Annotated in this window: 10 protein-coding genes; all 10 read right to left on the reverse strand. The window is 63.4% G+C overall.

What is annotated here, in order from left to right; all coding sequences use genetic code 11:
• Positions 1–361: 361 nt before the first annotated feature.
• A complete protein-coding gene (locus LH128_RS31905; RefSeq protein WP_008828261.1) occupies positions 362–583 on the reverse strand; it encodes a DUF2274 domain-containing protein in 222 nt (73 codons plus the stop codon).
• Entirely contained in the window at positions 580–1,863 is a 1,284-nt protein-coding gene (locus LH128_RS03815; protein ID WP_008828262.1) for a TrbI/VirB10 family protein, read from the reverse strand. Before LH128_RS03815 ends, LH128_RS31905 begins: the two co-directional genes overlap by 4 nt.
• Positions 1,860–2,684 carry a P-type conjugative transfer protein TrbG gene (trbG, locus tag LH128_RS03820; RefSeq protein WP_008828263.1) on the reverse strand — a complete coding sequence of 275 codons (825 nt, stop codon included), beginning with the start codon at positions 2,682–2,684 and terminating at the stop codon, positions 1,860–1,862. The genes LH128_RS03815 and trbG overlap by 4 nt, the downstream gene beginning before the upstream one ends.
• Entirely contained in the window at positions 2,681–3,475 is a 795-nt protein-coding gene (gene trbF, locus LH128_RS03825; RefSeq protein WP_008828264.1) for a conjugal transfer protein TrbF, read from the reverse strand. The genes trbG and trbF overlap by 4 nt, the downstream gene beginning before the upstream one ends.
• Positions 3,476–3,478: 3 nt before the next feature.
• Positions 3,479–4,777: a P-type conjugative transfer protein TrbL gene (gene trbL, locus LH128_RS03830; protein WP_008828265.1), complete on the reverse strand. Its 1,299-nt coding sequence runs from the start codon at positions 4,775–4,777 to the stop codon at positions 3,479–3,481.
• 230 nt (positions 4,778–5,007) lie between these two features.
• Positions 5,008–5,757 carry a P-type conjugative transfer protein TrbJ gene (trbJ, locus tag LH128_RS03835; RefSeq protein WP_037517625.1) on the reverse strand — a complete coding sequence of 250 codons (750 nt, stop codon included), beginning with the start codon at positions 5,755–5,757 and terminating at the stop codon, positions 5,008–5,010.
• A complete protein-coding gene (gene trbE, locus LH128_RS03840; protein WP_008828267.1) occupies positions 5,747–8,245 on the reverse strand; it encodes a conjugal transfer protein TrbE in 2,499 nt (832 codons plus the stop codon). The genes trbJ and trbE overlap by 11 nt, the downstream gene beginning before the upstream one ends.
• Positions 8,239–8,520, reverse strand: coding sequence for a VirB3 family type IV secretion system protein (locus LH128_RS03845; RefSeq protein WP_008828268.1), 282 nt, complete (start codon positions 8,518–8,520; stop codon positions 8,239–8,241). The genes trbE and LH128_RS03845 overlap by 7 nt, the downstream gene beginning before the upstream one ends.
• Positions 8,517–8,834, reverse strand: coding sequence for a TrbC/VirB2 family protein (locus tag LH128_RS03850; RefSeq protein WP_008828269.1), 318 nt, complete (start codon positions 8,832–8,834; stop codon positions 8,517–8,519). Before LH128_RS03850 ends, LH128_RS03845 begins: the two co-directional genes overlap by 4 nt.
• 35 nt (positions 8,835–8,869) lie before the next feature.
• On the reverse strand, positions 8,870–9,424 hold a 555-nt coding region (locus LH128_RS03855; RefSeq protein WP_008828270.1), incomplete at its 5' end, for an ATPase, T2SS/T4P/T4SS family.

Below are 9,424 nucleotides of genomic sequence, written 5' to 3' on the forward strand. Positions count from 1 at the left end.
CCGCCAATCTTCGCCGCATCACTCCGCCTGCCGCCATCCAGGATCGAGGCCATCGCCAAAAGCCGTCGCACCTGCTGCGCATCATCGCTGCGCCGGGCAAAAGCTCGCAAGTCTGACCCTGAATAATCGCTTCGCACAACCAACGACGCCGCCATCACAAGCCTCCATCTGCTCGCGATGGTGAATCAGAAAAATCTGCTCTTGGGAATCCCAATGAGTCAGCCTCAAAGGGATTTGGTATAAGATCCTGCATCACTTTTTCAAGATAATCTTTTTCTGGGTAACACAGCGAGCCCTACAACACTGCACCGCATCACTTCCGCAAATAGTATAGTCCAAGCTCCATTCAAACGATGGAAATTTATATTATTGGTGCCCTTTTTACTCTTTGGAATTCCCGGTCACTTTCGATGAATGTGGCGAGTATCAGCGAAACAAGATCTGTAATCTTAATTTCGCTGCCATATACTTGCGCATAGACACCCGCATACTCCAGAAGGCTTTGATGCAGATCGGGGTGTAAGCTGATAGAGAGCTTGACGGGTGTCGTCTCCCGCAACTTTGGCAATTTCAGTGCGCTCATCTGGGCATCTCCTCATTGGGTACCTCAATGATGAGGTCCTGCCGCACCAGCAGATGAACTGGCGCACCGGCCCGGATCGTGATGGTAGGCGAGATATCTAGGTTGCGCCGGGTAATCTCGTCCGCTGCTCGGGTAGCACCTGTCTGCGTCGCCTCCCGAACGGCGCGCACCAATTCTCCGTCGCCGGAGATGGACAATTCGGTGCCCGCCCCCAGCAATGTCGCAAGAGCCATTCCCTTCGCCAAACGGCCCGTGTGATGATCGACTTGGCCTGATAGTCCTCCGCGGCCCGAGCCGTCCGTCGCCGGCATGTTATCAAGACTCAGCGATCGCCCATCGGGCAACATCAGGCGCTGCCAGACTACGAGCACGCGGTCCTGGCCATACGCTAATGCGCTATCGTAGGTGCCTATCAGCCTTGCGCCCTGCGGTATGAGGAGGTGCAATCCCGTCGCGCTATCGAAAACGTTCTGTGTCACCTGAGCAATGATCATGCCTGGAAGATCGGAATTCAGGGCCGTAATAAGGCTTGCCGCGATGATGCTCCCTGCCGCCAGGGTGTAGGGCGACGCCGCCGCCTCGACGGCATGCGGATTGACGGTGCTTCGGGCATCAAGTGTTTCAACAAATCTGACCTTCCGATCCCCCGTCGGCGCCCCTTCATTGCCATCATTGCTGATGGACACCGGTGCGTCTTGTCCCTGACTTGTCTGGACTGCAGACACAGAGCCCTGCCGCGCGGCGATGCCTTCCGCCGCAAGCAGCGGCGATCGCAACGCGGCGGACCTCTCGTCGGCGTGTCGATCGGCAATCTCGCCTCCAGCATTCTTCGGTGCAGGCATGCCTTGCGCCCCGCGCCCACGTTCCTGAGCCCGCAGTATGGGCCGGCCCAGATCCCCAGGGAGCGGTGGCCCAAGTTTCGGAACATCTCCGTAGCTTTTCGGCAAGGCGTCTACCATGTCCGCTGGCGCTGCGAGTTTCGGGCGCGCCAAGTCATCTTCTGCAAGTGTTCGGGAATAGATGTGCGGTTTGAGGGCGATCCAGGCGACGGCGCCAAGGGCGATGGCCGCAGCCGTACTCCCCGCGATGATGACTTCGCGGCGAAACCGTATCGCCCTTGGCGGACGTCCCCGGATCGCTAGCGTCTCCGGCTCAACCTTCGGCACCCTTCCGGTCGGGTTTGAGTCCCGCGAAGCGGGCTCGCGCTGCGAGGCGCTGTCGCTTTCCGACTTGTCTTTCGCGCCGGACGCCTGATCGGGTTGGTCGTACACTGCGCTCATCGTGTCGCCCTTTCGACACCGAGGCGGGCGATCCTGACCACCCGCTGCTTCTTCGAGCCGATCCGCAGTTCTGCCACGGCGATGAGCCGATCTATGACGTAGAAGCGGCCTCGCATGCGATAGTTGACGAGTTCGGCCTTGCCTTCCGCGTCCAACAGAAACAGCGGCGGAGCTTCATCGACACCAATGGCTGCAGGGAACTCTACAAACGTCTGGCGGCCGTCGTCGAATGCCCGCAGCGGACGCCATGACGGCTTGTCGCCGCTGATGGTGTAACCGAAATTGAGCGTCTCGACCGCAAGCCCAGCGGCCACGGGTCGTGCCTGCTCCGCCGCCTCGCTCGCGCGCTTGATCGCAAGCATCTCATCGAGGGGATAATTCCAGGACAGCGCCGTCAATCCGCCAGTGCCCCTGCTCGTCAACTGCAGATGATATGTTCGCCGGTCAGTCGTGATCACCAGGTTGGTCGCCAATCCTGCACTGAAAGGCTTGACCAGGACATGCGTGCGCTTGTCTGCGCCGGTGCCGCTTGCCGTATCGCCGATTACCCAGCGCGCGGTGTCGCCCGCCGCGACCGCAATCAGCGCTTCGCCAGACTGGAGCATGATGTCGGTGATCATGCCGGGCTCGGTCGAGGCCCGGTAGATCGCACCATCCGACCACAGGTACACGTGGCGCTGATTGGCCCATGTGCCTGCCGAGGGTTGGCGCAGCGACGGTTCGCCGCTCGGCAGGGCTGAGGCCGAGGGCAGTACCAGCGAAGTGGGCTGAAAGTGGCTGCCCGTCGCGAGCGCGATTGCAGCCAGGACATGACCGGTCATGGCAGGGTCTCCATCGGTGACAGTGAAGGGGAAGCTGGCGTTCTGGGGCCGACCAGATGGGCTGAGGCGGCAGAGTCAGCATTCGGCTGCGTGGACGTCTCGCCGGTGCTTTCGTATTCGCGGCTCCAGTCAATCGCATCGACATATATGCCGAGCGGATTGCGGCGCAGGGTATCTGTATCGCGCGGTGGTTTTTCAATTAGGGTCAGAATTGCAGTCCAGCGGCTGCTGGCGCTCAGGCTGCCCCGCTCGAACTCCTGCTCCATCCACTTAACCTGAAAGCTCTTGTCGGATGCGCGGACAACGCTCGTGATCTGCACCGATACTGTGCGCTCGCCAATCCGGGTCAGTGCACCCGAGGCCCGGGCATATTCGCTGAGGAACTTTGCCCCACGCTGGGTCGTGTAATCGTAAGCTTCGAGCCAGTCACGCCGCGCGATCACTGGGTCTAGCGACAGGCCGCGGACGTGAGCGATGAATTTGGCCAGTGCCCAGGCGACCTGAGGATCAGTCGGACGATAGTTCGTTTCAGCTTTCGATATCGCCCTCGGCTCGCCCAGACGATCGACGGCCACGACATAAGGGACGACCCGGCTCTGCAACGATTGCCACAAAAGCCCTGTCGCCATCGCCCCTGCAAGCCCGAGACAACCGAAAGCGATGTAACGCCAGCTGCGTGCCTGGACCCGCGCCGAGCCGATTCGCTCATCCCAGAGCTGACCGGCGCGCTGATAAGGCGTTTCCGACTGCGGGCTTCGCCCATAAGTCGATGTGCTACGTTTGAAGCGCATGGCCTAGTCATTCCTTTCGCTGATGTCTGGTGAAGCGCCGCCGCCGTGATGATCGCCCTGCTGAACGGCATGAAGCGCGAGTTGGCGATGGTGGCGTGCGGCGTGATCTGCCTGGGCTTTTCGCGCCCAGGGCGGAGCGGCCTGCGCTGGGCGCGGCGCGGACGGCGGGGATTGCGAACTTTCGAAGGCGGCGTCGGCAGCGGCCCGCCCTTGCGCAGCCGCCTGGCCCAGTCCGAAACCTCCCGAGGCGCGTGATCGCACAGCATGACCGGCCGCCTTTGCCACCCCTCCCAGACCAGCTTTCACCGAGGCGCTTCCGGCACTTTGCTGACCCAGCGCGTAGCCTCGCGCTGCACCGGCGCCCATCGACGCGCCCGCACGGATCGAGCCCATACCTGCGGCGGCGGCGAGGCGCGCTCCGCCGATTGCCGCACCGCCCGTCACCATGGCCGCCGCCCCGGCACCGGCCATGGTGCCCAGCGCAGCGCCGGCGCCGAGCTGCGGGGCGCCTGAGGCCAGCCCACTCGCGACCGCAGGGGCAAATATGCCCAGGCCCAGCAGGGCAAGGCTGGCCAGGACCAGGCTCATGGCCTCGCCAATGTCGGGCTCCCGCCCCTGCAGCCCTGCCGTGAACTGATCGAAAAAGGTGGATCCGATGCCGACAATGACCGCCAGCACCATGACCTTGATGCCTGAGCTCACCACATGGCCGAGCACCCGCTCGGCGAGAAAGCTGGTGCGGTTCCACAGGGCGAACGGCACCAGGATGAAACCCGCGAGGCTGACCAGCTTGAATTCGAGGATGCAGACGAACATCTGCACGGCCAACACGAAGAAGGCGAGAATGACGATGAGCCAGGCGACCAGCAGCACCGCAATGGCCAGGAAATTGTCAAAGAAGGTGGTGAAGCCCAGCATTTGGGAAACCTGCTCGAGCAGCGGCCACGCCGCTGAAAAGCCGATGCCGGCAAGCCTGCCGGGCTTCAGAAGGTCGGCCGCGCTCAGATTGCCGCCACCGGCGGTGAGACCGGCCTGCGCGAAGGAGCGATAGATGATCTCGGAAAGCGCGGGAAAGCTGTTGATGATGTAGGCGAAGGCGCCGACGTAGAGTATCTTGCGGATGAGGCGGCCAAGGACGTTGTCTTCGCCGCCCAGCGTCCAGAACAGCGCTGCAATCGTAACGTCGATGCCGATCAGCGTCGCCGTCAGGAAGCGCACATCACCGCCGAGCAGACCAAAACCGCTGTCGATATAGGCGATGAACGTAGCCATAAACTGGTCGATGACATTGAGATCGTCCATTGGCGCAGCGCTTCCTTTCTCGGTGCTGTTCGTGACCCTCACGGTGTCGCGGGACGGGGGCCGGAGAGGCAGCAGGCCCCGCCCCGCGACGCGGCAGCGCAGGGGAGACGCTGCCACAAACGCGTGCCGATCACGGAGGCGATCGTCAGTCTGACCCTGCCGCGCCGGATGCCCTTTGCCGGCTTGGTCCGGCCGGGTTCGCAGCGGCTCGGATCACCCCCGTTTTCGGCTCAATGCGGGGTATAGGCCGAGCCGGTGCCGAGGAACTTGGCCGCCGCGCTTTGCGCCTGCGCGCGGGCCTGCGCCTCGTTGGCGCCCGACACAGTCTGCGAGCGAAATTGCGCAGCCATCATCTGCTGAACCTGCAGCTGCTGCTTCACGACGAGCGCGAGGAGCTGATTAGTCGCCTGCTGGGCCTGCAGCGAGCCTTCCGCCCCCTGGCTTCTTTCCACCAGCGCCGTCAGCGCGGTTCTGTCGGTCTCGACGTTCTCGGCAATCTGTGCCTGGACGCTTGCCGTCTGGCGATAGGCGGCGAGCTCGGTATCGAGCCGCGCGCGGGCCGCCGCGACCTGTGCGTCCTGCTTCAGCGACTGCCGGAAGGCGTCCGGATAAAGGTCGCCGAATTGCTTGTCGACGTCTGCGATCCGAAACTGGACGCGCCCCGCCTGCCCCATGAGCCTGTCGATCTGCTGCAGCGTGCCGGTAAGTTCCTCCAGCTCGGGAAAGCTGATGGTCGAGAGGTTCTTGCCTTCATTGATCAGGCTTTGCGCCTGGTTTTGCAGCGCCTTGATCTGATTGTTGACTTGCTGGAGCGTGCGCGCCGCAGTCAGAACATTCTGCGCATAGTTTGACGGATCATAAACGACCAGCGCGTGTGCTGGCTTGCTCGAGAACAGGCCGGCTACCCCAAAGGCGGCCACCACCGTAACGCCAAGCGCAGCTGCGGCGCCAATGGATGCTGTGCGTGACTTAACTTTCATCGGTCGTCTCCCGGGTTGCAGGTAGGTAGGGGGCAATGGTGTCGGACAGCTCGGCTGCCCAGGTAAGCCCTGCGCCTTCGAGGAAGCGGGTCAGGAAGCGATCTCTTCCATGCTCCTCGAGCTGCGCATCGATGCGGGCCTGGCTTGCCGGGTCGGAAGATCCGCAAAGCGCCAGGGCTACGTCTCCCAGTCCAAGCTCGAACAGCCGATTGCCGCGAGCGGACTGCAGATAGTACTCGCGCTTGGGACTGGCCCGCGCGACGAGTTGGATCTGCCGGGCGCTGAGGCCGAAACGCTCGTAAGTCTGCCGGCTTAGCGGTTCGACAGCGCGGTCATTGGGAAGCAGGATACGTTGCGGGCAGCTTTCCAAGATGGCCGGGGCGATCGGGGAGGCAGCGATGTCGGAAAGGCTCTGCGTCGCGAAAACGACGGACACATTGCGCTTTCTCAGGACTTTGAGCCACTCGCGGATGCGAGCTGCAAACAGCGGATGGTCAAGGAAGATCCAGGCCTCATCGAGCACCAGCAGGGTGGGACGGCCGTCGAAGCGCGCTTCGAGGCGGTGGAACAGGTAGCTGAGCACCGGGGCGACCACGCCCTTGCTCGCCATCAGCGCCTCGGTCTCGAAACACTGGATGTCGAGGAAACGCATGTCGCTTTCGACCGCATCGAGCAGCGCGCCGTAAGGTCCCTCGATTGTGTAGGGGCTCAGCGCGGCACGCAAGTCGCTGGATTGCAAGAGCAGCGTGAAGCCGGTCATCGTGCGCTCGTCAGCGGGCGCGCTTGCCAGGCTGGTCAATGCCGACCACACCTGATCCTTGACGCCCGGCGTGACGGTCAGGTTCTCCTGGACCAGCAAAGCTGCGATCCACTCGGCCGCCCAGGCGCGCTGCGCCGGACCGTCGATTGCGCGCAGGGGCTGGAAAGCGAGACCAGCCCGCGCACCTGACGCGGCGTTGCCGATATCGTCACCCATGCCCTCGCCCGCGCCAAGACCCAGCGCGTGATGCGCCCCGCCGCAGGCAAGCACGGCCGCCCGGGCGGATAAGCCCTTGTCGAAGATGTAGACCTGCGCCCGGGGATACCGGCGAAACTGCAGGATCATCAACGCAAGCAGCACGGACTTTCCCGCGCCGGTCGGACCGGCGATGAACATGTGTCCGACATCGCCCACGTGGGTGGAGAGCCGAAACGGCGTCGAGCCGGACGTGCGCACATGAAGCAGGGGCGAGCCGCCGAGGTGCTCGTTGCGTTCGGGTCCCGCCCACACCGCAGAGAGCGGCATGAGATGGGCGAGGTTGAGCGTATGAACGAGGGGCTGGCGCACATTGGCATAGACATGCCCGGGCAGCGACGAAAGCCATGCCTCGACGCCGTTGACGCGTTCACGAATCGTCGTGAAGCCCAGCCCCCCGAGGATCTTCTCGACACTGCGCACCTTGGCTTCCACGCCGTCACGGCTGGCATCCGCGAGGGTCACCGTCGTCGTCAGATATCCAAAGGCGACATGGTCGCCGCCAAGCGCCTGAAGGGCGAGATCGGCATCCGCGACCTTGTTATCGGCGTCGCTGTCGAGCAGCTGCGCCGGACTGTTGTAAAGCACCTCGCGCAGCATGGCGCTCAGGGACTTGCGCTTGTTGAACCATTGCCTGCGCAGCGAAGTAAGCTGCCGGTTCGCCTCGGCCTTGTCGAGGGCGATGAAGCGGGTGACCCAGCGGTATCCGAATGCCTGGTGATTGAGCGCATCGAGCAGCGCCGGGCGGCTGACGTTGGGGAAACCCAATACCGAGATCGTACGCAAGTGCAGATCGCCCAGCTGCGGCTCCAGCCCGCCCACGAGCGGGGTATCGACGAGCAGTCCGTCGAGATACATCGGGGTCTCGGGAACGGCCACGTCCTGTCGCCGTTCGGAAATCGTATTGTGCAAGTATGTGAGCAACGCATCGCTGCCCAGGACTTCCGCATGTGGCAGGATCCCGCTGAAGAGATCGAAGGCGCGGTCGGTCTCGGCGATGAATCCGGCCAATTCAGCGCGCCAGTCCCTGCCCCTTACCGCATCGCCGCGTTCGACAAGCCGGCGCCCAGCGGCATCCTGGCGGTCCGCCGCAGGGAGCCAGGTGAGCCCAAGATAATAGGCGCTTTCATAATGGCCCCCTTCAGCCAGAAATGCCGCGCGGCGCTCCTGCTCCACCATCCAGCTTGCGGGATCTGGAAATCTGTCCTGCGGATAATGCGCGGCTTCGCGCCGCTCCGCCTCAAAAAACAACGCCCATCCCGAGCCGAAGCGGCGCAGTACGTTGTTGACCCGGGCCGACACAGACACCAGCTCGGCTTCGGTCGCCGATTCCAGATCCGGTCCGCGATAGCCAAGGACCCGCAGAAAGCTGCCATCCTTGCTGAGCACGACGCCCGGAGCGACCAGCGCAGCCCAGGGCAGATGGTCGGCGAGCCGGTTCGCCTGCGCGCGATATTCGGAGAGGTTCAACATGCGAAATACCCCTTCTGGCGCAAATGGCGCAACACGACGGGGGCGAAATCGGGATCGCGTTTCGCCGCGAGGACGGCGAGGCTGTGCCCCGCCGCCCAGATCACGATCCCGGCCAGCCATTGCTGCAGACCGAGCCCGATCGCCGCCGCCAGCGTGCCATTGACGATCGCGATTCCACGCGGCGCACCGCCAAGGAGGAGCGGCGCGCCCAGGCTCGTATGGATCGGCACCTCGAAACCCTCGATGGGACCGCCGTGCCGCCCTTCGCCGCTCATGCGACCAGCGCTCCGCCGCCGAAGCTGAAAAAGGACAGGAAGAAGCTTGACGCTGCGAACGCGATCGACAGGCCGAACACAATCTGGATCAGGCGCCGAAAACCGCCAGCCGTCTCACCAAATGCAAGCGTAAGGCCGGTCACGATAATGATGATTACCGCAACAATCTTGGCGACCGGGCCCTGCACCGATTCAAGCACCTGCTCAAGCGGTTGTTCCCAGGGCATTCCCGAACCCGATGCAAACGCTTGCCCCGCGAATGCCAGCGACAGCGCGTTCGCGGCAACAAATGCAGCAAGGCTCGAGGTAGCCATGGCTCGGGTCCGTAGCGGGCTGAGATGGATCCTGCTCATGTGTAGGTCTCCTGTGTGCTGGAGGGTGGAAGAAGGTTGCTCAGGCGATAGTCACCGCTCTTGGGATCAAGACCGTCGAGACGGGCGATCGTGGAAACCCGGCGCGCGAGCCCGCGCCCGGAGATGAACACGATGAGATCGATGGCGTCGGCGATGAGGCGGCGCGGAACCGTGACGACGGCTTCCTGAACGAGGCTTTCGATGCGATGCAGCGCCGCTGCGGCACCGTTTGCGTGGATCGTTGCGATCCCTCCCGGGTGCCCGGTGTTCCAAGCCTTTAGCATCTCGAGTGCCTCGGGACCGCGAACCTCGCCGACGATGACACGGTCCGGCCGCAGCCGCAGCGTTGAGCGAACGAGATCGGCGATAGTGACGAAGCCCGGCCGGGTCCGCAGGGCCACAGTGTCCGGCACCGGGCTTTGCAGTTCGCGGGTGTCCTCGATGAGGATCACCCGTTCATCGATCGCGGTCAGTTCGGCCAGCAGGGCATTGGCAAGTGTCGTCTTGCCCGAGCTTGTACCGCCGACGACGAGGATGTTTCGGCGGGGGAG

The organism is Sphingomonas sp. LH128, from assembly GCF_000293195.2.
In the GTDB taxonomy this organism is placed as follows: domain Bacteria; phylum Pseudomonadota; class Alphaproteobacteria; order Sphingomonadales; family Sphingomonadaceae; genus Novosphingobium; species Novosphingobium resinovorum_A.

Excerpts from the sequence above, each read along its gene's own strand:
- LH128_RS03850 (WP_008828269.1), bottom strand. The coding sequence starts at position 8,834 with ATGGCTACCTCGAGCCTTGCTGCATTTGTTGCCGCGAACGCGCTGTCG.
- LH128_RS03815 (WP_008828262.1), bottom strand. The coding sequence starts at position 1,863 with ATGAGCGCAGTGTACGACCAACCCGATCAGGCGTCCGGCGCGAAAGAC.
- trbE (WP_008828267.1), bottom strand. The coding sequence starts at position 8,245 with ATGTTGAACCTCTCCGAATATCGCGCGCAGGCGAACCGGCTCGCCGAC.
- LH128_RS31905 (WP_008828261.1), bottom strand. The coding sequence starts at position 583 with ATGAGCGCACTGAAATTGCCAAAGTTGCGGGAGACGACACCCGTCAAG.
- LH128_RS03845 (WP_008828268.1), bottom strand. The coding sequence starts at position 8,520 with ATGAGCGGCGAAGGGCGGCACGGCGGTCCCATCGAGGGTTTCGAGGTG.
- trbG (WP_008828263.1), bottom strand. The coding sequence starts at position 2,684 with ATGACCGGTCATGTCCTGGCTGCAATCGCGCTCGCGACGGGCAGCCAC.
- trbL (WP_008828265.1), bottom strand. The coding sequence starts at position 4,777 with ATGGACGATCTCAATGTCATCGACCAGTTTATGGCTACGTTCATCGCC.
- trbJ (WP_037517625.1), bottom strand. The coding sequence starts at position 5,757 with ATGAAAGTTAAGTCACGCACAGCATCCATTGGCGCCGCAGCTGCGCTT.
- trbF (WP_008828264.1), bottom strand. The coding sequence starts at position 3,475 with ATGCGCTTCAAACGTAGCACATCGACTTATGGGCGAAGCCCGCAGTCG.